This is a genomic window from Gemmobacter caeruleus, from assembly GCF_008271655.1.
Classification (GTDB): domain Bacteria; phylum Pseudomonadota; class Alphaproteobacteria; order Rhodobacterales; family Rhodobacteraceae; genus Gemmobacter; species Gemmobacter caeruleus.
Genome location: NZ_VKKX01000022.1, coordinates 654,382 through 676,435, shown reverse-complemented (window position 1 = coordinate 676,435; position 22,054 = coordinate 654,382). Strand labels below are relative to the sequence as shown.

Below are 22,054 nucleotides of genomic sequence, written 5' to 3'. Positions count from 1 at the left end.
CGCCTGGCCGCCGAAACCCCTTGCGCGCCGCGCGCTTTGGCCTAAAGCGAAGGCATGAGCGATCCGACCGACGAACCCGCGAAACCCCGAAGCCATGGCCGGCTGACCATCTCGGCCAACCTGCAACCGCGCGACCTGATGGCGCCGCAGCGGGTAAAGGGCGCGTGGTGCGCAAAGATCGTCACCCTGTTCCCCGATGCCTTTCCCGGCACGCTGGGCCTGTCGCTGACCGGCAAGGCGCTGGACATGGGGCTTTGGGCGCTGGAAACCATCGACCTTCGGCCCTTCGGCCTGGGCAAGCATCGCAATGTCGATGACACGCCGGCCGGCGGGGGCGCCGGCATGGTGCTGCGCGCCGATGTGGTGGCGGCGGCGCTGGCGCAGGCCGGGCAGGGCACCCCGCGCGACCGCGCGCGCTGGCCCATCGTCTTTCTCAGCCCGCGCGGGCGGCCCTTCACGCAGGCCATGGCGCAGGGCTGGGCGGCGGCGGACGGGCTGACCCTGCTGTGTGGCCGTTTCGAGGGGGTGGATCAGCGGGTGATCGACGCCTTCGGCATCGAGGAGGTAAGCCTTGGCGATTTCGTCATGACCGGGGGCGAGATCGCCGCGCAGGCGATGATCGACGCCACGGTGCGGCTGCTGCCGGGCGTGCTGGGCAACATGGCCTCGACCGAGGAAGAAAGCTTTTCCGACGGGCTGCTGGAACATCCGCAATTCACCAAACCCCCGGTCTGGGAAGGGCGCGAGATCCCCCCGGTGCTGCTATCGGGCAATCACGCAGAGATTGCCCGGTGGCGCCGGGCGCAGGCCGAGGCGCTGACCGCCGCGCGCCGCCCCGATCTCTGGGCCGCGCATCAGGCACGGCAGGGGGCGGGCGACCGCAAGCCGCGCAAGTGACGCCGCTGCGCCGGGCAGGGCCGGCCGATGCGGGCGCGCTGGCGCGGATCCATCACTGCGTCTGGCTGGAATGTTACGGGACGCTCGCCCCGCCCGAGGCCGTCGCCGCCCTGACCGAAACGCATCGCCATGACCAATGGGCGCGCCTGCTGGCAGGTGACGATCCGGTCACGCTGGTCGCCGGGGCGTCGGAGCCGGTGGGCTTTGTCTGTTTCGGGGCGCCCACCGGCCCGCACCTTGCCGGGCTGGGCGAGATACGCCACCTGTATCTGCTGCCCGATCAGCGCGGCCGTGGCCAGGGGCGGCGCCTGCTGGCGGCGGCCCTGGCGGGGTTGCAGGTGCAGGGCTATCCGGGCGCCGCATTGGCGGTGGTGGCCGAAAACCATGCCGCCCGCGCCTTTTACGCCGCCGCCGGGGGCAGGGATGACGGCGCCTTTACCGACAAGGGGCCGCTCTGGCGTTCGGACAATCGTCTGGTGACCTGGCGCTTTCCCTCCGGCATGGCTTGACCGGAACCCACCTTCCCCCTATACGCGCGCAGTCCGGGGCATTCTTGCCCGTCGGACCCGATTCCCCATGCCGGGCCTGTCCGCTTCGCCGGGCCGACAACATGGGGGCGGCACAAGCAAAGCGTCGGTTCACCTCCGGCGGGCGCGGCCAAACCGCGGACCCGATCGAAGACCAGGAGCTCTGGCACGACATCACCTCTGCGGATCACCGCAGGCAGTCATGGAGACAGCGATGAACCTGATCGCACAACTCGAGGCCGAGCAAATCGCCGCCCTCGGCAAGAAGATCCCGGATTTCAAGGCCGGCGACACCATCCGCGTCGGCTTCAAAGTGACCGAAGGCACCCGGTCGCGCGTGCAGAACTACGAAGGCGTGTGCATCGGCCGCAAGGGCGGCATGACCATCTCCGCCTCGTTCACCGTGCGCAAGATCTCCTTCGGCGAAGGTGTGGAACGTGTGTTCCCGCTCTATTCGACCAACATCGATTCGATCGAGGTCGTGCGTCGTGGCCGCGTGCGCCGCGCCAAGCTGTACTACCTCCGCGCCCGTCGCGGCAAATCGGCCCGTATCGCCGAAGTCACCAACTACAAAGAAAAAGCTGAGTGAGGATTGGCGCCATGAAACAGGGCATCCACCCCGACTATCACTTCATCGAAGTGAAGATGACCGACGGCACCACCTTCCGCACCCGCACCACCTGGGGCAAGGAAGGCGACACGATGTCGCTCGACATCGACCCGCTTTCGCATCCGGCCTGGACCGGCCAGACCGCCAAGCTGATGGATACCGGCGGCCGCGTGTCGAAGTTCAAGAACAAATACGCCGGCCTGGGCTTCTGATCCCTGCCGCGAATGTTGCGAAAAGCCCCGCCCCCGTGCGGGGCTTTTTGTTTGTGCGCGCCAAGGCAGCACCGATCTTGTCCGCGCTTGCGGAGGCGACCTGTCCGCGCCAGAAATATCAGGCCATGGTTTTGCTTAAGGAGGCGGTGTGACCACTATCCCGGATTATCAGAGCTTGATGCTGCCGGTTCTCCGCTCCGCGCAACAGGGTGAAGTTCGCATCGGTGAGGTCGTCAGCAAGATCGCTGACCAACTTGAACTGGATGACGAGGCGCGAACAAAGCTCTTGCCTTCGGGGCGGCAAGGCGTCCTGTCGAACCGCGTGCATTGGGCCAAGACCTATTTGGTCAAGGCGGGCCTTTTGGAGATCAGCCGCCGCGGGTATTTTCGGCTGACGGCATCCGGCAAGTCCGTCCTGGATCAGCAATTGCCGAGAATAGATAACGCATTTCTTGTGCAGTTCGAGCCTTTTAGGGATTTTGTCGGACGAGAGGGCACGCGCGGGTCGCTCGGGGATCTGTCCACTTCGCAATTGCCGGCCGCTGTATCTCCGGGGCAAACCCCGGACGAAGTCATGCGGGACGCGCATCGCGAAATCGAGGAGGCGCTTGCCCAAGAGCTTCTGGAGCGCGTCCGTGCCGCGCCACCGGCATTTTTCGAATATCTAATTGTCCGATTGATGCTTGCCATGGGGTATGGCGGCACTGCCGAGGATGCGGGGCGCGCGCTAGGGCGCAGTGGCGATGACGGCGTTGATGGCGTCGTCGATCAGGATCCCCTCGGGCTGGATCGAGTATATATTCAGGCCAAGCGGTTCGGGCCGGGGAACACGGTCGGTTCCGCTGCGATCCGAGACTTTTTCGGGAGTCTGGATCGCCACAAGGCGAACAAGGGCTTGTTCGTCACGACATCCGGCTTTTCCGCAGCCGCACATGAGACTGCCTCGTTCCTCAGCAAGCGCATCGTTCTTGTCGATGGCGCACAACTGGCGCGTCTGATGATCCGCTACGATATCGGATGTCGGATCGCGGAAACTCTGCATCTCAAGAAACTGGACGAGGATTTTTTCGACTGAGCAGGTGCCTGCCCGAGTTTGCAAAGGCCCGGATCGGCGGCTTCCCGCTTCCCTCTGGCAGGCGCAGCGCATATGAAGGCGCGCAAGAGCAAGACCGAAGAAGGGGCGGCCGCCATGGCGCATATCATCGTTGTCGGCAACGAAAAGGGCGGTTCGGGGAAATCCACCACCTCCATGCATGTGGCGACGGCGCTGGCGCGCATGGGGCATCGGGTGGGCGCGCTGGATCTCGATCTGCGGCAGCGCAGCTTTGGCCGCTATGTGGAGAATCGCCGCGCCTGGATGGCCCGCAACGACAAGCAGCTGCCCAGCCCCGATTACCGCGAATTGCCCGAGGTGGACCCGGCCCAGCTGCCCGCCGGCGAAAACGCCTTTGATCACCGTCTCTCGGCCGCTGTCGCCGCGCTGGAGCCGGTCAGCGATTTCATCATCATCGACTGCCCCGGCTCGCATACAAGGCTGAGCCAGGTTGCGCATAGCCTGGCCGATACGCTGATCACGCCGCTGAATGACAGTTTCGTGGATTTCGACCTGCTGGCCCGGATCGACCCGGAGACCGGCAAGGTCAAGGGACCGTCGATCTATTCGGAAATGGTCTGGGCGGCGCGGCAGGCGCGGGCGCAGGCCGGGCTGAAGCCGATCGACTGGATCGTGCTGCGCAACCGGCTCGGGGCGCAGCAGATGCACAACAAGAAAAAGGTGGGGGCCGCGCTGGAGGAACTGTCGCGCCGCATCGGCTTTCGCGTGGCGCCCGGCTTTACCGAACGCGTGATCTTTCGCGAATTGTTCCCCCGGGGGCTGACGCTGCTCGACCTCAAGGATGCCGGGGTCGAACAGCTCAATATGTCGAACATCGCGGCGCGCCAGGAACTGCGCGACCTGATGACCGAACTCAGACTGCCGGGTGCAGCCGGGAGTGTTTGAACGGCGTGCTTTGCGGCGCAAGGCGGGCGCGGCCCTGCATCTTGCGCAGCCGCACCGAAAAGATGTCATCTTCGGCTTCCGCAGTGGCGGCGGGGGCGCGGAATTTTTCCAGCAGGCGGGTCACGAAGGTCATTGTCCTGTCTCCCGGTCAGGTCGGTGGGTGATGCCCTCCTGCCAGAGGGCGATGACCCCAATCTCGCGATGAAGCTGGGCGAAAATGCGGCGCCAAGGTGCCCGGGGCGGGATGCTTTCGCGGCTTTTCTGGCAACGCCCGCCCGGCAAGGCTTGAGCCGGCGGGCGCCGCCATGGCAGGAAGACCGCAACCGAGGGAGCCCGCCATGACCAATACCCTGTTCGATGCCCTGTTCGCCCCGCTTGGCGCGCGCGACGATGCCTTTCTGATCCTGCCCGACGGCGCGACCATGACGGGCCGCGCCTTTCTGGCACTGGTCGCGCGCCAGGCCCATGCGCTGCGTGCGGCGGGGCTGGGCGTGGGGGACCGGATCGCGGTGCAGGTCGCCAAGAGCCCCGAGGCGCTGGCGGCCTATGGCGCGGCGGTCGCGCTTGGCGCGATCTTCCTGCCGCTGAACACCGCCTATACGGCGGCGGAGGTGGATTATTTCCTCGGCAATGCCACCCCGCGCGTCTTTCTCTGCGATGAAGGCGCGCGGCCGGGCTTGCAGCCGGTGGCGGAGCGGCATGGCGCGCGGGTGCTGACGCTGAACGCCGATGGCAGCGGCAGCCTGCGCGCCGCCGCCCAAGGCCAGCCCGAGACGATCACGCCCGCCCCGCGCGGGCCGGAGGATCTGGCGGCCTTTCTCTATACTTCGGGCACGACCGGGCGGTCCAAGGGCGCGATGCTGACCCATGGCAACCTTCTGTCGAATACCGAGGTGCTGCGCGAGGCCTGGCGATTTAGCGATCGCGATGTGCTGCTGCATGCCCTGCCGATCTTTCACACCCACGGGCTTTTCGTCGCCTCCAACCTGGTGATGCTGACCGGCGGGCGGATGATCTTTTTGCCCGGCTTTGACCAGGAAGTGGTGCTGCGCCTGCTGCCGCAGGCCACCACGATGATGGGGGTGCCCACCTTCTATACAAGGCTGCTGGACGATGCGCGCTTTACCCGCGATCTGGTCGGGCATATGCGGCTGTTCATCTCCGGCTCCGCGCCGCTTCTGGCCGAGACGCATCGCGATTTCGAGGCGCGGACCGGGCATCGCATCCTGGAACGCTACGGGATGACTGAAACCAACATGAACACCTCCAACCCCTATGAGGGCGAACGCCGCGCCGGAACCGTGGGGCGCCCGCTGCCGGGGGTGGAATTGCGCGTGATGCAGGATGGCGCCGAGGTCGCACCGGGCGAGGTTGGCGTGATCGAAGTGCGCGGGCCCAATGTGTTCAAGGGCTATTGGCAGATGCCGGACAAAACGCGCGAGGAACTGCGCGAGGATGGCTGGTTCATCACCGGCGATCTGGGTTTCGTCGATGCGGACGGCTATGTGACCATCGTCGGACGCGCCAAGGATCTGGTGATCTCGGGCGGGTTCAACATCTACCCCAAAGAGGTGGAACTGCTGCTGGACGAGGTGCCGGGAGTGCTGGAAAGCGCGGTGATCGGTCTGCCGCATCCCGATTTCGGCGAGGCGGTGTTTGCCGTTCTGGTCGCCCGGCCCGGTGTGGCGCTGGCGCCCGAGGCCGCGTTGGCGGCGATCCGTGACCAGCTGGCGCGGTTCAAGCAGCCCAAGGCTGCGGTGGTGGTGGCCGAATTGCCGCGCAACACCATGGGCAAGGTCCAGAAGAACCTGCTGCGTGACCGCTATCGCACCTGGTTCACCGCCTGATCCGACGAGGGGGGGCCGCCCTTCTCGGGCCCCGGCGGGGCCTTCGTCGGGCGGCATTGCCATGGCCGGCGTTCCATGCAGTCCGACATCCGGGCCGGTCGCGGGCGGTAGGGGCGGCATTGAGTATTTGGGCAAGAAGCAAAGGGGAGAGCGGGCGGTCTGCTGTCTTGCTCCTTGCCCAAATACTCAATCTTCGGCGGGGTCCTCGTGGATCGGTCCGGCAAGGGTGTCTTGCTGCAATTCGGTTTCCAGAAAGCGTTCCAGCGCATCGAGATCGACCGGGTCAAACTGGCCGAAGCCCTGCATCCAGACCGAGGCGGCGCGCAGCGCGTCGGGCTCCAGCTTGCACCAGATCACGCGGCCGCGTTTCTCGCGGCTGATGAGACCCGCCTCGGCGAGGGTCTGGAGATGTTTCGACACCGCCGCCAGTGACATGGCGAAGGGTTCCGCCACATCGGTCACTGCCATGTCATCCTCGAGCAACATGCCCAGGATGGCCCGCCGTGTGGGATCGGCGAGGGCGGCGAAGATGGCGGAGAGGCGGTCAGCAGTGGAGGTCATCTGTCGTTACTGGCCTGCGGGGCTGGGTTTCGTCAACCGTCGGGTTGAATATGCCTCACGGGGGCGTGACAGCGCAAACAGGGGTTCCGGCGTGCGGAGAATTTTAGGAAGTCTCGATATATCAGTATGTTGCGCGGTGATGCCGTGCTTGACTCGGGCCGGTGGGCTGCGTAGGTTCGCGGCGACTGTTGAGGGGGCGTGACCATGGCGCAAGAACCCGATGCCGACCGGCTGCGCGCCCTTGAGGCGCGCCTGTCCGAGGCGAAGGGGGCCGCGGCCAAACCCGCCGGCACAGGCAAGGATTTTTCGCAGGCGGAAGTGGCCTGGCGGATGGTGATCGAACTGACCTCGGGCATTCTGATCGGGGGCAGTATCGGATACGGGCTGGACTATCTGTTCGGCACCAAGCCCATCCTGCTGATCCTCTTCATCCTGTTTGGCTTCGCGGCTGGCATCCGCACCGTCATCGGCACCGCCCGTGACTTGCAGGAACGCCAGATGCGGGCGCAGAAGGCACAGATCGAGGCGGAGCGCTCCGCCGGAACCGAAGGATGACAGACGTGGCCGAGACCGGTTTTGCTATTCACCCGATGGACCAGTTCATCGTGAAGCGGTTCTTCTGCGATGCCGCGCATGCCGACTGCACGTCGAACATCAAGTGGTATGAGATCACCAATGTCACGGTCTGGATGGCCGTCGCGGTTCTGGCGATCATCGCGCTGATGGTGCTGGGTTCGCGCGGGCGTGCCGTGATCCCGACCCGCCTGCAATCCATGGGCGAAATGATCTATGGCTTCATCTACAAGATGGTCGAGGACGTGACGGGCCATGACGGGGTGAAATACTTCCCCTATGTCATGACGCTGTTCCTGTTCATCCTGTTCTCGAACCTGCTCGGCCTGATCCCGATGAGCTTTACCACCACCAGCCATGTCGCGGTGACGGTGACGCTGGCGCTGCTCGTTTTCCTGGGCGTGACCATTCTGGGTCTGGTCAAGAACGGGATCGGCTTTCTCGGCATGTTCTGGGTTTCGTCGGCGCCGCTGGCGCTGCGCCCGGTGCTGGCGGTGATCGAGGTGATTTCCTACTTCGTGCGCCCGGTCAGCCATTCCATTCGTCTTGCCGGCAACCTGATGGCGGGCCATGCGGTGATGAAAGTGTTCGCGGGCTTTGCCTCGATGGCTGTCATCTCGCCGGTGGCCGTGGGCGCCGTGACCGCGATCTACGGTCTGGAACTGCTCGTCGCGGTCGTGCAGGCCTATGTCTTCACCATTCTGACCTGCGTCTATCTGAAAGACGCGGTGGGCGGCGCCCACCACTAAGGTCCGGACCTCAACCCTTCAATCTGACTTTCCACCAAGGAGAACTCAAATGGTCGAACTCGCGCTCATGGGCAAATACATCGGTGCTGGCCTGGCGGCCATCGGTCTGGGCGGCGCCGGCATCGGCGTGGGCAACATCGCCGGCAACTTCCTGGCGGGCGCCCTGCGCAATCCGTCGGCGGCTGCGTCGCAAACCGCCAACCTCTTCGTCGGCATCGCCTTTGCCGAAGCTCTGGGCATCTTCTCGTTCCTGATCGCCCTGCTGCTGATGTTCGCCGTCTGATCCTGACGCTTCGCATCTTCTCGGCCGGGTGGGCGTGTCGCGTCCCCCCGGCCAGGTTTTGACGACGTGAGGAACCAACATGGCGACCGAAGCACATGAGGCAGCGGCGGGCGCGGCGGGTCATTCCGCCGGGATGCCGCAGCTCGACATCTCGACCTGGGCGAACCAGATTTTCTGGCTCGTCATCGCGCTTGTCGTGATCTATTTCGTGCTGTCGCGCGTGGCCCTGCCCCGGATCGGGGCGGTTCTGGCCGATCGCAGCAGCACCATCACCAACGACCTTGCGGCAGCTGAAGAGCTGAAGCAGAAGGCGGTCGCCGCCGAGAAGGCCTATAACGCCGCGCTGGAAAAGGCGCGTGCGGATGCCGGTCGCATCGTGGCCGAGGCCAAGGCCGAGATCCAGGCGGATCTCGACAAGGCGACGGCGCAGGCCGATGTCGAGATCGCGGCCAAGGGCGCGGAATCGGAGGCCCGTATCGCCGAGATCCGTGCCGGCGCGCTGGAAAGCGTGACCGAGGTCGCCAAGGACACCGCGAAGGAAATCGTCGCGGCCCTGGGTGGCAAGGCCGATGCGCGCGGGATCACCGCTGCCGTCACCGCGAAGTTGAAAGGGTAAGGGCATGAAACTTCTGACCCCGATCCTTTTTGCGCTGATGGCCAGTCCCGCGCTGGCGGCGGAAGGTCCGTTCGTCTCGCTGCGCAACACGAACTTCATCGTGCTGCTGGCCTTCATCCTGTTTGTCGGCATCCTTCTCTACATGAAGGTGCCGGGCAAGCTGGGGGCGATGCTCGATGCCCGCGCGGCGGCGATCAAGGCCGAACTCGACGAGGCGAAAGCCCTGCGCGAGGAAGCCAAGGCGATCCTCGCCTCTTACGAACGCAAGTCGAAAGAGATGATGGAGCAGTCGGAGCGTATCGTTTCGGCGGCGAAATCCGAGGCGCAGGCGGCTGCGGCCCAGGCCAAGGAAGACCTGAAGACCTCGATCGCGCGCCGTCTGGCGGCTGCGGAAGAGCGTATCGCCTCGGCCGAGGCCGGCGCGATCCGCGAAGTGCGCGAGCGCGCGGTGGATGTGGCGGTGGCCGCCGCTTCCAGCGTGCTGTCGAAGCAGTTCGCGGCCGAAGGCGCCGCGGCCAGCATCGACGAGGCGATCGACCAGGTGGCGACCAAGCTGCACTGACAGCGCGACATCGTGACAAGATGGCGAACCCCGGCTGACAGGCCGGGGTTTTGCTTTTGGGCAGAGGGACTAGCGGTTGCGTTCGTGTTCGATGCGCTGCCGGGCGATGGCCTCGTTCCGGTCGGCCTTGGCCTGTTCCGCCAGCGACTGTTCGACGAAATCCATATGCGCGGCGGTGGCCGCCCGTGCCGCAACGGAATCGCGGGTCTGGATCGCGCGGTTGATGGCGCGGTGCTGATCCAGCAGCATGTCGCGGGTCATGCGATTGCGGAACATCATCTGCCGATTGTAGAACACGCCCTGTTTCAGCAGATCGAACATCGACCGCATCATGTGCAGCATGACGACATTGTGGCTGGCCTCGATGATCGCCATGTGAAACTGCGCATCGAGCGAGGCTTCGTCGCTCGGGTCGCGCTTCTGATGCGCGGCCTCCATCTTGGTGAAGATGGTGTTGATGACCTCCAGATCGGTGGACGAGCCCAGGCGCGCCGCGCGTTCGGCGGCCAGCCCCTCCAGATCGCGGCGAAAGGCGATGTAATCCTGCACCGCTTCGTCATGGGCGGCGAACAGCTCGATCAGCGCGGGCGCAAAGGCATTGCCCAGCACATCGGCCACGAAACAGCCGGCGCCGGCCCGGGTCACCAGCAGGCCCTTGCCCTCCAGCGTGTCGAGCGCCTCACGCAGCGAGGGGCGCGAGACGCCCATCCGTTCGGCCAGATCCCGTTCGGCGGGCAGACGCTCGCCGGGGCGCAGGATGCCGCGCAGGATCAGCAATTCGATCTGCTTCGCCACTGAATGCGACAGTTTCTCGGAGGTGATCTTTTCGAATGGCATCTGATCCTCGGCCCGACTGGCGGTCTGCGGTCAGATTTTATGACCGAAATCCGGGTGGGGGCAATGAAAAAGGGCGCGGCCGAAACCGCGCCCTTTGTGCGTCATGCCCGAAAGGGTCAGCGCGGGATGATGATGATTTCCACCCGGCGGTTCTGCTGCTTGCCCTGCGCGGTCAGGTTCGACGCGACCGGCTGGCTTTCGCCACGCCCATAGGCCGACAGACGGCCCGGCTGCACGCCATAGCTGGCGATCACGTCGCGCACGGCATAGGCGCGGCGCTCCGACAGGGTCTGGTTATAGGCGGCATCGCCGTCGCTGTCGGTATGGCCGACGATCTCGACCCGGCTGTTCGGGTAGCGGCCCAGGTTTTGCGCGATGGCTTGCAGGTTGTATTGCTGATCGGGCCGGACCGAGAAGCTGTCGGTGGCGAACAGCACATCCTGGCCCATGGTCACGTTGATGCTGTTGCCTGTCTGCACGACATTGGCATTGGCGCCAAGCTGCTGGCGCAGTTCGGCCGCCTGATTGTCCAGCGAATTGCCGATGGCGCCGCCGGCTGCCGCGCCAATCGCGCCGCCGATCACCGCCTTGGCCAGCCGGTCATCGCCGCCCGAGGTCGCGCCCAGCGTCGCGCCGATCAGGCCACCCATCACGGCGCCCCCCTTGGCCCGGGCATTGGGGTCGTCATACTGGTAAGGATCCTGCACGCAGCCGGCCAGAAGGCTCAGGCCCAGGGCGCCGCAGATCAGGGAAGTCTTGATGGTCATGTCATGCCTCGTTCGCATCGGCCCATGCGGGCTCTGTCCCAGCTTAGAGCCTAACGCGCGAAAGCGGAATTCGTTGCATGGGCAAAGGCGATTTTTCGCCCATCACGTTTCAGCGGGTTCACGATCGCGCGCGGGGCCGGGCGCGGGGCTGCCGGCCTCATGCCGCGCGGCCTCCCAGGCCAGCATCGCGCGTTTCACCGGCAGACCCCAGTGATAACCGCCAAGCGCGCCGGATTTGCGCAGCGCGCGGTGACAGGGGATCAGAAAGCTGATCGGGTTGCGCCCGACCGCCGTGCCGACGGCCCGCACCGCCGCCGGATGGCCGATGACGCGGGCCAGATCGGAATAGGTGGTGACATGGCCGCTGGGAATGGCCAGCAGCGCCTCCCATACCTTGATCTGGAAGGGCGCCCCGATCAGGCAGAGCGGCGCGGTGCCGCTGGCGCCAAAGGCCGCCAGCACCCAGGGGCGCAGCATCAGCGGGTCTTCCACAAAGTTTGCCTGCGGCCAGCGCCCGACGAGGTCTTCCATCACGGCGGCCTCGTCCTGTTCGCCGGCAAAGCCCATGCCACAGATGCCGCGCTCGGTGCCCATGACCAGCGCCGGGCCAAAGGGGCTGTCGAACCAGCCCCAGAACACCGTCAGCCCCGCGCCGCCCCGGGCAAACTCGCCCGGCGTCATCGCCTCCCATGTCACGAACAGGTCATGCAGCCGCCCGGTGCCCGAGAGGCCCGTGGCCAGCGCGGTCTCCAGCACCGAATGCCGTTCGGCCAGCAGGCGGCGGGCATGGTCCAGCGCCAGATATTGCTGATACCGCTTGGGGCTGACCCCCACCCATTGCGAAAAGGTGCGCTGAAAATGCGCGGGGCTGAGGCCGATCCGCTCGGCCAGCCCCTCGAGCGTCAGGCCGGCATTGCCCGCCGCCTGCATCTCGTCGATCTCGCGCAGGGCGCGGGCGATCACCGTGTAATGATAGCTCTGGCTTTGATCGGTCATCGGCGTCTCCTGCGCGGTATCGGCCCATATTAGGCGCCAATCGCCCGCGCTTCGACCCGGAACATGCGGCATCGCTTGGCAGCGCCTGCCCGGCAGGGTAGGAGGGGCGCCATGGCAAGGCAGCTCGATTATCACACGATCCGCGCGATCTTTACCCGGTTCCAGGCCGCCGAGGCCGAACCGCAGGGCGAATTGCACCATGTCAACGCCTATACCCTGCTGGTGGCGGTGGCACTTTCCGCGCAGGCGACCGATGCGGGGGTGAACAGGGCCACGCGGCCGCTGTTCGCCACGGTCGATACGCCGCAAAAGATGCTCGATCTGGGGCTGGAAGGCCTGACCGAGGCAATCAAGACCATCGGCCTGTTCCGGCAAAAGGCAAAGAACGTGATCCGCCTGTCGGAAATACTGGTGGCTGATTACGGCGGCGAGGTGCCCTCGTCGCGCGCGGCGCTGCAATCGCTGCCGGGCGTGGGGCGCAAGACAGCGAATGTGGTGCTGAACATGTGGTGGCATGTGCCGGCGCAGGCGGTCGATACCCATATCTTCCGCGTCGGCAATCGCACCGGCATCTGCCCGGGCCGCGATGTCGATCAGGTCGAACGCGCCATCGAAGACAATATTCCGGCGGAGTTCCAGCAACACGCCCATCACTGGCTGATCCTGCATGGCCGCTATATCTGCACCGCGCGCAAACCGCGCTGCGCCGATTGCCTGATCCGGGATCTCTGCTCATTCGAGGAAAAGACGGCATGAAAAAGTATCAGGTCATCGGCATCGGAAATGCCATCGTCGATGTATTCGCCCAGGCCGATGAGAGCTTTCTGGAGCTGATGGGCATCGAAAAAGGCATCATGCAGCTGGTGGAGCGGGAGCGGGGCGAACTGCTTTATGCCGCGATGAAGGACCGCGTGCAGGCGCCGGGCGGTTCTGTAGCCAATACGCTGGCGGGCTTGGGCAATCTGGGGCTGAAGACCGGCTTCATCGGGCGCGTGCATGACGATGCGCTTGGCCGCTTCTACGCCCGCGCCATGGCCGAGGAAGGCACCGATTTCGTGAACGCGCCGGTGCCGGGTGGCGAATTGCCGACCTCGCGGTCGATGATCTTCGTGGCGCCGGATGGCGAGCGGTCGATGAACACCTATCTGGGGATCTCGTCCGAACTTGGCCCCGAGGACGTGTCGGAAGCGGTGGCAAGCCAGGCATCGCTGCTGTTCCTGGAGGGCTACCTTTACGACAAGCCCAAGGGCAAAGAGGCGTTCGAGCGCACATCGCGTCTGTGCCGCAATGCCGGCGGTCAGGCCGGGATCGCGCTGTCCGACCCGTTCTGCGTCGATCGCCACCGCGCCGATTTCCGCCGTCTGGTGCGGGATTTGGATTATGTGATCGGCAACCAGCACGAATGGGAAAGCCTCTATCAGACCGACCTCGACAGCGCGCTGCAACAGGCGGCGGCCGATGCGGGGCTGGTGGTCTGCACCCGCTCGGGCGAGGAGGTGATCGTGATCCGCGGTAGCGAACGCGCCGTCGTGCCGGTGCGCCGCGTGGTGCCGGTGGATGCGACCGGCGCCGGCGACCAGTTTGCCGCCGGTTTCATTTATGGCATGGCGACGGGTCAGAGCCTGGAGATCTCCGGCCGCATGGGCTGCGCCGCCGCCGCCGAGGTGATCAGCCATTTCGGCGCGCGCCCCGAAACCGACCTCAAGGCGCTGTTCCGCAAGGAAGGCCTGATCTGAATGCAGGGGCCGCCCGGCTCGGGCCCCGTCGGGGCCTTCGCCGGGCGGCATTGCCATGGCAGGCGGCGCCCGCGCGCAGAAATTTTGCGGGCGCGCGGCGTCGGGCAAGAATGAGTATTTGGACAAGGAGCAAGGGGGCAGGCAGGTGCTGCGGTTGGTAAGCCGTTTGGCCATCCCCTTGGCCGGATTTGCCTTTGCTTCTTGCCCAAATACTCAATGACCCCATGCGGGATCAGCGCGGCGGTTCGAGGCCCCCGCGCATCAGCGCGGCGGTTCGAGGATCGCGTCTTTCAGTCGGCAATCGCGGATGGCATCCGGGCCGCAGCGGCGGGGCTGGAGGTCTTTGGTCAGGCAGAGCCGCACCTCCTGGATCAGGCCGTCATCGCAGGTGATGGTGATCTGATCGGCTTGCAGGCCGGGATTGGCCTCGAGAAAGGCGTCTTCGACCACAGAGGCGGGCAGGCTATAGCGTTGGTCGATGGCCGCGAAGACCGGCGGGATCGTGATGCTGGCGAAGGCCTGTCGCATCGTCGCATAATAGCTGCTGGCGGGCAGGCCGGCGCAGCGGCCGTGTTTCTTCCACTGATACCAGGCGAGGCCGGAGGCCCCCATGATATCCGCCATCGCCTCGCTTTCGCGGCGGCTGGGGTCGCGTTCGCCGGTGCGGCAATAGCTGGGCCAGCCCTGTTCGTTCTGCGGCCAGAGCCCGTGCAGGGTGAAGGCGCGGTTGCTGCCCTTGCGGCATTCGGGGGCGCCGCGGGCATCGCCCTCCTGGGCGCACCAGTTGGGCGACCAGCTGAGCGCCATGACGTAATAGTCGAAATCCCCGGCGCGTTCGCCTTCGGCGGTGGCGGGGGTGGTGGCGCAGGCGATCAGGATGGCGGTCAGGATCGCGGGGGCGGCCCCTGCAAATGCACGCATTTTCTCTTTCCCCCGCGCTGAATTCGCAGTATAGGGACCGCTGAATTCCCCGAAAACGTGGAAATCGCAGCCGGATCGGTTGCAGCCGTTTTCCCGGCACGGGAGAGATTTGTAAAGGAGAGATCCGCATGTCGAAACCGCTGATGGCCAAGGCGACCGCAGTCTGGCTGGTGGACAATACGACGCTGAGCTTCCGGCAGATCGCCGATTTCTGCGGGATGCACGAGCTTGAGGTGCAGGGCATTGCCGATGGCGATGTGGCGACGGGCGTGAAGGGTTTCGATCCGGTCGCGAACAACCAGCTGGATGCGATCGAGATCGAGCGCGGCCAGAAAGACCCGCTGTACAAGCTGAAGCTGAAGTTCAACGCCGCCGCCGTGGGCGAGGACAAGCGTCGCGGGCCGCGCTATACGCCGCTGTCCAAGCGTCAGGATCGTCCGAATGCGATCCTGTGGCTGGTGAAGTTCCACCCCGAACTGTCGGATGGGGCGATCGGCAAGCTGGTGGGCACCACCAAGCCGACCATCGCCTCTATCCGTGAACGGACGCATTGGAACATCCAGAACATGCAGGCGATCGACCCGGTCGCGCTTGGCCTGTGCAAGCAGTCGGAGCTGGATTCCGCGGTGCAGGCCGCCGTGCGCAAGAAGGCGGCCGAGGGCGGCGTGATGTCGGATGACGAGCGTCGCAAACTGGTGTCCACCGAACAGTCGCTGGGCATGGCGCCCGAGGCCCGCACGGCCGATGCGCTGACCGGGCTGGAGGCCTTTGGCGCGCCCGAGAAAGAGGAAAGCCCGGCCGATTATTCCGACGCCGACAGCTTTTTCAATCTGCCGCATGGCGATGACGAGGATGACGAGGACGAAAACTGATCCGGCGGACCCGGCGCAGTTCCTTGTAATTTCATGGGAAACCCCGGCCTTGCCGGGGTTTTTCCGTCACAGGTGGCGGGCTTTCCGCCGCCGGCCTGCCACCTTTGTCTAAAATTTGCCGCAAAGCTGACGTAATCTGGACGCCGAGCAGTTTCGCACCGGGGCAAACCCCGGGCATGACAGGCAGGCAGACGTGGCAACCTATAACGGAACGTCAGGGAACGACACCCTGAACGCGGGGAATGGTTCGGATTCGCTGTTTGGCGGCGCCGGCAATGACCTGCTGAGCGGCAATGGCGGTGCGGACACGCTGTTTGGCGGGGCCGGGGCTGATACGCTTTATGGCGGGTCGGGCACCGATACGGCGGATTATTCCGATTCCAATGCCGCGGTCGATGTCGATCTGGCCACGGGCGACGGGCATGGCGGCCATGCCGAGGGCGATGTCCTGTCCTCGATCGAGCGGCTGGTCGGGTCGGATTTCAATGACACGCTGACCGGCAACAGCAGTTCCAACCAGCTGACGGGCGGCGCCGGGGATGACCGGCTGGATGGCGGTGCCGGCAGCGATTCGCTCTATGGTGGCGAAGGTGCCGACACGCTGATCGGCGGCACGGGTTCGGATACGCTGGAGGGCGGCGCGGGCGTCGATACGGCGGATTATTCTGCCTCCACGTCGGGGGTGAATGTCTCGCTCGGGTCGGGCACCTGGCTGGGGCTTGACCTTCTGGGCAATGATCTCGGGTTTCTGACCAGCAGCCTGGGCACCGGCTATGGCGGCGATGCCAATGGCGACCGGCTGCGCGATATCGAAAACCTGCTCGGCAGCGCCTATGCCGACACCCTGACCGGCAACGAGGCGAACAACCGGCTCGAGGGCGGCGCCGGCAGCGATTACCTTTCAGGCGGCGAGGGCAACGATACCCTGATCGGCGGCGAAGGGGCCGACACGCTGATTGGCGGCGAGGACATGGATTATGTGGACTACAGCGACTCGAACGCTGCGGTCTCGATCAACCTTTCCAACAATACGGCCAGTGGTGGCCATGCCGCGGGCGATGTGCTGTCCGGGGTGGACGGCGTGTTCGGGTCGGCCTTCAACGACACGATCATCGGCTTCGACAATCAGGGCCTGTCGGGCGATATCTATACCAACGTCCTCTATGGGGCGGCGGGCGATGACTATATCGACGCGCGCGGGTCCGATGACCAGGTCTATGGCGGGGTCGGCAATGACACGGTGTTGGGCGGCGCCGGCAATGACTCGCTCTGGGGGGATGCGGGCAACGATCTTGTCTATGGCGGCGACGGGCAAGACAACCTTGACGGCGGCGCGGGCAATGACCTGCTGGATGGCGGATCGGGCAATGACCTTCTGTATGGTGGCGCCGGCAACGACACGCTGAGCGGCGGCGCCGGCAATGACGCGCTGCTGGGCGATGACGGCAATGACTCGCTTTATGGCGGGCCGGGCGACGACACGCTGGATGGCGGGGCCGGCAATGACTGGCTTGAGGCGGGCGACGGCAATGACTGGCTCTATGGCGGCGCGGGCGAGGACACGCTGGTCGGCGGGGCCGGCAGTGATTTCCTGACCGGCGGTGGCGACCGCGATTTCATCTATGCCGGACTGGGCGACACCATCGACGGCGGCGAGGCGGGCGATGATATCGACACGCTCGACCTGACCGGGCTGGGGCCGCATCGCATCATTCGCGACCCGCTGAACGGCGAGAACGGCGTGGTGCAGTTCCTCGATTCCTGGGGCAATGTCACCGGCACCATCACCTTTCTGAATATCGAGAATATCGTGGCCTGTTTCACCCCCGGCACGGCGATCGTCACCGATCGCGGCGAGGTGGCGGTGGAAAATCTGCGCCCGGGCCAGCGGGTGATGACGCGCGACCATGGCTTGCAGCCGATCCGCTGGGTCGGGCAGCGTCGGCTGGGCATTGGCGAACTGATCGCCGACCCGGCACTGCAACCCGTGCGCATCCGCAAGGGCGCGCTTGGCCAGGGCCTGCCGGAACGCGACATGCTGGTGTCGCGCCAGCACCGGATGCTGGTCACCGGACAGCGCGCCGAGCTGATGTTCGGCACCGATGAGGTGCTGGTACGCGCCATTCACCTGGTCGGCCAGCCGGGCATCGAATGCGCCGCGCTGCGCGAGGTGACCTATATTCACCTGCTGTTCGACCGGCATGAACTGGTGCTGGGCGATGGCGCCTGGAGCGAAAGCTTCCAGCCCGGCGACCGCAGTCTGGCGGGCCTCGATTGCCCGACCCGCGACGAGGTGGTGAAGCTGTTCCCCGATCTGGCGACCGGCGTTCTGCCGCGCAATTTCGAGGCCGCGCGCATGACGCTGAAATCACACGAGGCGCGCGCGCTGCTGCGGGTCTGACCGGGCGCAGCGCAAGTATCGCACCGCCGGGGGCTGCCCCGTCGCAGTTTGCGTTTCGCGTTATGCGTGCATAGGACCGGCGCGACACAGGCAGGAGTGCGATTTTGGCCCGTTTCTGGTTTCACAAGCGTGATCACGGGGCGTTTCACGGCGAGGATATCGTCGATATCTGGCAGAACCGCACCAGCACGGAATTCAACCCCCATTTGCGCTATGATGGCGGGCGTCATTCCCCGGCATTTGTTCTCGAAGGATTGATGTTCGGGGATTACAAGACCCGCATCGTGTTCTTGGGCCAAGACCTGAACGGGCGCGGCGATGGAGCAGATGGCAGCGCGGGGCGGATGACCGGCGGTCATGTCGCACGGGTCACATTCCTTGGTTATGTCGAAGGCGAAGGCTGGCGGTCGGCCCTGACGATCAGTGGGCTGGACATCCCGGCGCGCAAGTTGCAGTCGCTGATGTCGAATGCGGACCCCTATTCCTGGGACCATGCGATCGGCAAGCTGCTGCGCAGCGGCAATGACCGTATCCTGCTGAACAATATGTCCGGTGGCGCGGACGGCGGGGCGGGAAATGACACCATCATCGGGGCGAGCCTGAACGAAACGCTTGAAGGCGGGCGGGGCGACGATCGTCTGATAGGGGCGCGCGGCCATGACAGGTTGGATGGCGGCTACGGCAATGATGTGCTGGATCCTGGCCCCGGGCATAATGAGCTGCTTGGCGGGGCGGGCGCGGATCAGTTCCTCTATCGCGCCGGCGACGGAATTTCCAACTACAACAGCCAATATGACGACGTGATCTGGGATTTCGTGCCCGGCGAAGACAAGATCGTCTTCGATGTTGTCAATGCGCATCCGAGCTTTCGGCGCCATGTGGCATTCGATGGGTATGGTGAGGCCGGCGTCAAGATCGAGCTTCACACGCTCCACGGACACAAGGCCATCATTCTGGCCGATGTGAAGTGGGAAGACCTTGGCAAGGACGACTTCGTCTTCATCTGATCGCGCGGGGTCAGTAGCCCCGCGCGCGGTCCACCAGATGCAGGAAGGGCAGGCCCGCTTCGCCGCGCCGGATATTCTCGGCGATGACCCGCGCGGCGGATGTGGCCCGGGTATCGGCGGCGATATGCGGCGTGACCGTGACGCGCGGATGATGGCGAAACGGGTGATCCTCGGGCAGAGGCTCGGTGCGGAACACGTCGAGCGTGGCATGGCCAAGCGCCCCCCGGTCCAGCGCATCCAGCAACGCCGCATCGTCGATCAGCGCCCCGCGCCCGGGGTTGATGATCACAGCACCGGCAGGCAGCCAGGACAGGCGCGTGGCATCCAGCAGGTTTTCGGTCTCGGTCGTGCGGGGCAGCAGCGTCACCACGATCTCGGCCTGCCGCAGCACGGTTTCCAGCCCCGCGGCGCCGTGATGGGCCGGCAGGTCGAGACCGGGCTTCGGGCTGCGGCTCCAGCCGGTCACCTGAAAATTCAGCGCCCGCAGCGCGCGCGCGCAGGCAAGGCCCAATGCGCCCAGCCCCAGCACCGCCACCCGGCGTTCGCGCGCCAGCGGCGGCACGATCTGGTCCCAGCCGGGCGCGCCCTTGATCCAGCGATCCATGCCAAGGTGATGGCGCAGGACATGGCCGGTGACATATTCCACCATGCCCTCGGTCAGACCCGGATCGACCATCCGGCACAGCGGCTGGGTCAGTGTCGGGTTGCCCACGATGCGTTCGACCCCCGCCCAGAGGTTCAGCACCGCCTTGCAACGGGTATAGGGCGTGAAATCCTGCAACGGGCTGCCCGGGGCATAGACGATATATGCCACCGCCTCGGGCGCGGCCTCGGGCGTCAGTTCGACCGCCAGCCCCGCCTCGGCAAAGGCCGCCCGCAGCGGCGCGGCATATTCGGGCCAAAGCGCGGCGCCCGCGCCGAACAGCACGGTGACGGTCATGGTTGCAGATGCCGCACGCGGGTGCCCCATTCGATCGCCGCCGCATGCAGGCGGTCGATGCTCAGCTCGTCGCGGATCTCCTCCAGCATGCGCAATTCGGCATCGGTATGGCGCCCATCGGCCGTCACCACATCGCAGGCCAGCGCATAGGCGGTCTCATACAGCCGCTCGGGCAGCGCATCGCGGATCAGGCCGAACAGCGCATCCAGCCCATCCTCCACCTCGAACAGATCCAGCACCGTCTGGCTGACGCGGCGGATACGGTCGGCGTCATAGCTGGCAAAGACCGGCATGTGGTTCACCATGCGCTGAATGGCAACCAGTTCGGCCGTGCGCATGTTTTCGTCGCTGGCCGAGGCCGCGACCATCACGGCGACCAGCGCATCCTGCGGCGAAAGGGAAGGGGTGTTGTCCGACACGGGCGGTATTCCTTATGGCGTTTCGCGCCCGAGAATATTGACGCGCGACAGGGCCGGCAATAGGAGAGGCAGGTTCTGCGCGGGCACGGGGCCCGCCCCTTGAGAGGATGCGACCATGTCCGCCCTTCGTGATGCCGCGATGAAATCGAAAGCCTGGCCCTTTGAGGAAGCCCGGAAGATTCTCAAGCGGTATGAAAAGAAGGCGCCGGAAAAGGGCTACGTCCTGTTCGAGACGGGCTATGGCCCCTCGGGCCTGCCGCATATCGGCACCTTTGGCGAGGTGGCGCGCACCACGATGATCCGCCGCGCCTTTGAGGTGATCAGCGACATTCCGACGCGGCTGATCTGTTTCTCGGATGATGTGGACGGCATGCGCAAGGTGCCGGAAAACGTGCCGAACCAGGAATTGCTGCACGCCAATATCCAGAAGCCGCTGACCTCGGTCCCCGATCCTTTCGGGGAATATGAAAGCTTTGGCCACCACAACAACGCGATGCTGCGGCGGTTTCTCGATACGTTCGGGTTCGAATACGAATTCTATTCGGCGACCGACTTCTACAAGTCCGGCCGTTTCGACGACACGCTGAAGCTGGCGACGGAACGCTATGACGCGATCATGGCGATCATGCTGAAATCGCTGCGCGAGGAACGTCAGCAGACCTATAGCTGCTTCCTGCCGATCCACCCGGAAACCGGGCGGGTGCTTTATGTGCCGATGAAGAACGTCGATCCGGTGAACCACACCATCACCTTCGACGACGAGGATGGCCGCGAATGGACGCTGCCGGTGACGGGCGGCCATGTGAAGCTGCAATGGAAGCCCGATTTCGGCGCCCGCTGGGCCGCGCTGGACGTGGACTTCGAGATGTATGGCAAGGACCACTCCACCAATACCCCGATCTATGACGGGATTTGCGAGGTGCTGGGCGGCCGCGCGCCGGAACATTTCACCTATGAGCTGTTCCTTGACGAACACGGCCAGAAGATTTCCAAGTCCAAGGGCAACGGGCTGACCATCGACGAATGGCTGACTTATGCCTCGGCCGAAAGCCTGAGCTATTTCATGTATCAGAAGCCCAAGACGGCCAAGCGGCTGTGGTGGGATGTGATCCCGCGCGCGGTGGATGAATACCACCAGCAACTGCGCGCCTATCCGACGCAGGATGTGGACCAGCAGGTGAACAACCCGGTCTGGCATATCCATGGCGGCAACCCGCCGGAATCGAAGATGGTGGTGCCGTTCTCGATGCTGCTCAACCTCGCGAGCGTGGCGGGGGCGACGGATGCCAAGGGGCTGTGGGGCTTCATCAAGCGCTATGCGCCCGAGGCCAGCCCCGAGGGCAACCCGGATCTGGATGCCGCCGCCGGCTTCGCGGTGCGCTATTTCACCGACAAGATCGCCCCCACCCGCGTCTTCCGCCTGCCGACCGAGGCGGAACGCGCGGCAATCGCCGATCTGCGGGCGCGTCTGGTGGCCTGGGAGGGCGGGCTGGACGACGAGGCGCTGCAAAGCATGGTCTTCGCCGTCGGTAAGGAACATGGGTTCGAGCCGCTGCGCGACTGGTTCAAGGCGCTTTATGAAACGCTGCTCGGCGCCTCCGAAGGGCCGCGCTTCGGCGGGTTCATCGCGCTCTATGGCGTCGAGGAAACCATCGCGCTGATCGACCGGGCACTGGCGGGCGAACTGGTGCGCTGATCCCGGCCGCGCCTTGGCGGACCGGC

26 protein-coding genes are annotated in these 22,054 nt (G+C 65.2%); 18 read left to right on the top strand and 8 right to left on the bottom strand.

The genetic code is table 11. The features are described from left to right. Positions 1–54: 54 nt before the first annotated feature. From trmD to FOA17_RS10235, 6 genes are all read left to right on the top strand, one after another. On the top strand, positions 55–897 hold the full coding sequence (gene trmD / locus FOA17_RS10260; RefSeq protein ID WP_149141364.1) for a tRNA (guanosine(37)-N1)-methyltransferase TrmD: 843 nt from the start codon (positions 55–57) through the stop codon (positions 895–897). After that, on the top strand, positions 894–1,406 hold the full coding sequence (locus FOA17_RS10255) for a GNAT family N-acetyltransferase (protein WP_162528221.1): 513 nt from the start codon (positions 894–896) through the stop codon (positions 1,404–1,406). The genes trmD and FOA17_RS10255 overlap by 4 nt, the downstream gene beginning before the upstream one ends. Positions 1,407–1,638: 232 nt before the next feature. Then, positions 1,639–2,013, top strand: a complete 375-nt coding sequence (gene rplS, locus FOA17_RS10250) for a 50S ribosomal protein L19 (protein WP_149141363.1) — start codon at positions 1,639–1,641, stop codon at positions 2,011–2,013. Positions 2,014–2,024: 11 nt separating this feature from the next. Further along, positions 2,025–2,246 carry a 50S ribosomal protein L31 gene (gene rpmE / locus FOA17_RS10245; protein ID WP_149141362.1) on the top strand — a complete coding sequence of 74 codons (222 nt, stop codon included), beginning with the start codon at positions 2,025–2,027 and terminating at the stop codon, positions 2,244–2,246. Between the two features lie 148 nt (positions 2,247–2,394). Then, positions 2,395–3,321, top strand: coding sequence for a restriction endonuclease (locus tag FOA17_RS10240; protein WP_238991778.1), 927 nt, complete (start codon positions 2,395–2,397; stop codon positions 3,319–3,321). A gap of 114 nt (positions 3,322–3,435) precedes the next feature. Continuing rightward, positions 3,436–4,245 (top strand): division plane positioning ATPase MipZ, encoded by an 810-nt coding sequence (locus FOA17_RS10235; RefSeq protein ID WP_149141456.1) that lies wholly within the window; start codon positions 3,436–3,438, stop codon positions 4,243–4,245. Here FOA17_RS10235 and FOA17_RS19745 read toward each other — a convergent pair. Next, the gene (locus FOA17_RS19745; protein WP_162528220.1) at positions 4,214–4,378 is read right to left on the bottom strand and encodes a hypothetical protein; all 165 of its coding nucleotides are present in this window, start codon (positions 4,376–4,378) and stop codon (positions 4,214–4,216) included. The genes FOA17_RS10235 and FOA17_RS19745 overlap by 32 nt on opposite strands. 205 nt (positions 4,379–4,583) lie before the next feature. On the opposite strand from FOA17_RS19745, the gene FOA17_RS10230 reads away from it, so the two are divergent. Then, positions 4,584–6,092: a malonate--CoA ligase gene (locus tag FOA17_RS10230; RefSeq protein WP_149141361.1), complete on the top strand. Its 1,509-nt coding sequence runs from the start codon at positions 4,584–4,586 to the stop codon at positions 6,090–6,092. A 186-nt stretch (positions 6,093–6,278) separates the two neighbouring features. Here FOA17_RS10230 and FOA17_RS10225 read toward each other — a convergent pair whose 3' ends face one another. Further along, positions 6,279–6,653 carry an ArsR/SmtB family transcription factor gene (locus tag FOA17_RS10225; protein WP_149141360.1) on the bottom strand — a complete coding sequence of 125 codons (375 nt, stop codon included), beginning with the start codon at positions 6,651–6,653 and terminating at the stop codon, positions 6,279–6,281. 204 nt (positions 6,654–6,857) lie between these two features. Here FOA17_RS10225 and FOA17_RS10220 point away from each other — a divergent pair, with 204 nt between their 5' ends. The 5 genes from FOA17_RS10220 (at position 6,858) to FOA17_RS10200 (ending at position 9,436) form a co-directional block, all read left to right on the top strand. After that, a complete protein-coding gene (locus tag FOA17_RS10220; protein ID WP_149141359.1) occupies positions 6,858–7,208 on the top strand; it encodes an AtpZ/AtpI family protein in 351 nt (116 codons plus the stop codon). After that, positions 7,205–7,975, top strand: a complete 771-nt coding sequence (locus tag FOA17_RS10215; RefSeq protein WP_238991777.1) for a F0F1 ATP synthase subunit A — start codon at positions 7,205–7,207, stop codon at positions 7,973–7,975. The genes FOA17_RS10220 and FOA17_RS10215 overlap by 4 nt, the downstream gene beginning before the upstream one ends. Positions 7,976–8,024: 49 nt before the next feature. After that, complete coding sequence (locus FOA17_RS10210) at positions 8,025–8,258, top strand: F0F1 ATP synthase subunit C (protein WP_054300836.1); 234 nt, start codon at positions 8,025–8,027, stop codon at positions 8,256–8,258. Between the two features lie 79 nt (positions 8,259–8,337). Next, complete coding sequence (locus FOA17_RS10205) at positions 8,338–8,874, top strand: F0F1 ATP synthase subunit B' (protein WP_149141358.1); 537 nt, start codon at positions 8,338–8,340, stop codon at positions 8,872–8,874. Between the two features lie 4 nt (positions 8,875–8,878). Further along, positions 8,879–9,436, top strand: coding sequence for a F0F1 ATP synthase subunit B (locus tag FOA17_RS10200; protein WP_149141357.1), 558 nt, complete (start codon positions 8,879–8,881; stop codon positions 9,434–9,436). Positions 9,437–9,505: 69 nt separating this feature from the next. On the opposite strand, the gene FOA17_RS10195 is transcribed toward FOA17_RS10200, so the two are convergent. From FOA17_RS10195 to FOA17_RS10185, 3 genes are all read right to left on the bottom strand, one after another. Further along, the gene (locus FOA17_RS10195; RefSeq protein ID WP_149141356.1) at positions 9,506–10,273 is read right to left on the bottom strand and encodes a FadR/GntR family transcriptional regulator; all 768 of its coding nucleotides are present in this window, start codon (positions 10,271–10,273) and stop codon (positions 9,506–9,508) included. 116 nt (positions 10,274–10,389) lie between these two features. Continuing rightward, positions 10,390–11,040, bottom strand: coding sequence for a YiaD family glycine zipper/OmpA-like lipoprotein (locus tag FOA17_RS10190; protein WP_149141355.1), 651 nt, complete (start codon positions 11,038–11,040; stop codon positions 10,390–10,392). Positions 11,041–11,142: 102 nt separating this feature from the next. Next, a complete protein-coding gene (locus FOA17_RS10185; protein ID WP_149141354.1) occupies positions 11,143–12,036 on the bottom strand; it encodes a methylated-DNA--[protein]-cysteine S-methyltransferase in 894 nt (297 codons plus the stop codon). A gap of 111 nt (positions 12,037–12,147) precedes the next feature. Here FOA17_RS10185 and nth point away from each other — a divergent pair, with 111 nt between their 5' ends. Next, positions 12,148–12,792 carry an endonuclease III gene (gene nth, locus FOA17_RS10180; protein WP_149141353.1) on the top strand — a complete coding sequence of 215 codons (645 nt, stop codon included), beginning with the start codon at positions 12,148–12,150 and terminating at the stop codon, positions 12,790–12,792. Beyond that, positions 12,789–13,772: an adenosine kinase gene (locus FOA17_RS10175; RefSeq protein ID WP_149141352.1), complete on the top strand. Its 984-nt coding sequence runs from the start codon at positions 12,789–12,791 to the stop codon at positions 13,770–13,772. Before nth ends, FOA17_RS10175 begins: the two co-directional genes overlap by 4 nt. A gap of 261 nt (positions 13,773–14,033) precedes the next feature. Here FOA17_RS10175 and FOA17_RS10170 read toward each other — a convergent pair whose 3' ends face one another. Then, positions 14,034–14,693 carry a ribonuclease T2 family protein gene (locus FOA17_RS10170; RefSeq protein ID WP_149141351.1) on the bottom strand — a complete coding sequence of 220 codons (660 nt, stop codon included), beginning with the start codon at positions 14,691–14,693 and terminating at the stop codon, positions 14,034–14,036. A 128-nt stretch (positions 14,694–14,821) separates the two neighbouring features. On the opposite strand from FOA17_RS10170, the gene FOA17_RS10165 reads away from it, so the two are divergent. The 3 genes from FOA17_RS10165 (at position 14,822) to FOA17_RS20300 (ending at position 18,973) form a co-directional block, all read left to right on the top strand. Continuing rightward, positions 14,822–15,565 carry a DUF1013 domain-containing protein gene (locus tag FOA17_RS10165; RefSeq protein WP_149141350.1) on the top strand — a complete coding sequence of 248 codons (744 nt, stop codon included), beginning with the start codon at positions 14,822–14,824 and terminating at the stop codon, positions 15,563–15,565. Positions 15,566–15,758: 193 nt separating this feature from the next. After that, entirely contained in the window at positions 15,759–17,966 is a 2,208-nt protein-coding gene (locus tag FOA17_RS10160; RefSeq protein WP_149141349.1) for a Hint domain-containing protein, read from the top strand. Between the two features lie 104 nt (positions 17,967–18,070). Next, complete coding sequence (locus FOA17_RS20300) at positions 18,071–18,973, top strand: calcium-binding protein (RefSeq protein ID WP_149141348.1); 903 nt, start codon at positions 18,071–18,073, stop codon at positions 18,971–18,973. Positions 18,974–18,983: 10 nt separating this feature from the next. Here the strand turns inward: FOA17_RS20300 and FOA17_RS10150 are convergent, their stop codons facing one another. Further along, a complete protein-coding gene (locus FOA17_RS10150; RefSeq protein ID WP_149141347.1) occupies positions 18,984–19,913 on the bottom strand; it encodes a 2-hydroxyacid dehydrogenase in 930 nt (309 codons plus the stop codon). After that, positions 19,910–20,332: a tellurite resistance TerB family protein gene (locus FOA17_RS10145; protein ID WP_149141346.1), complete on the bottom strand. Its 423-nt coding sequence runs from the start codon at positions 20,330–20,332 to the stop codon at positions 19,910–19,912. Before FOA17_RS10145 ends, FOA17_RS10150 begins: the two co-directional genes overlap by 4 nt. 115 nt (positions 20,333–20,447) lie before the next feature. Here FOA17_RS10145 and FOA17_RS10140 point away from each other — a divergent pair, with 115 nt between their 5' ends. After that, positions 20,448–22,028 (top strand): lysine--tRNA ligase, encoded by a 1,581-nt coding sequence (locus FOA17_RS10140; protein WP_149141345.1) that lies wholly within the window; start codon positions 20,448–20,450, stop codon positions 22,026–22,028. Positions 22,029–22,054: the final 26 nt, after the last annotated feature.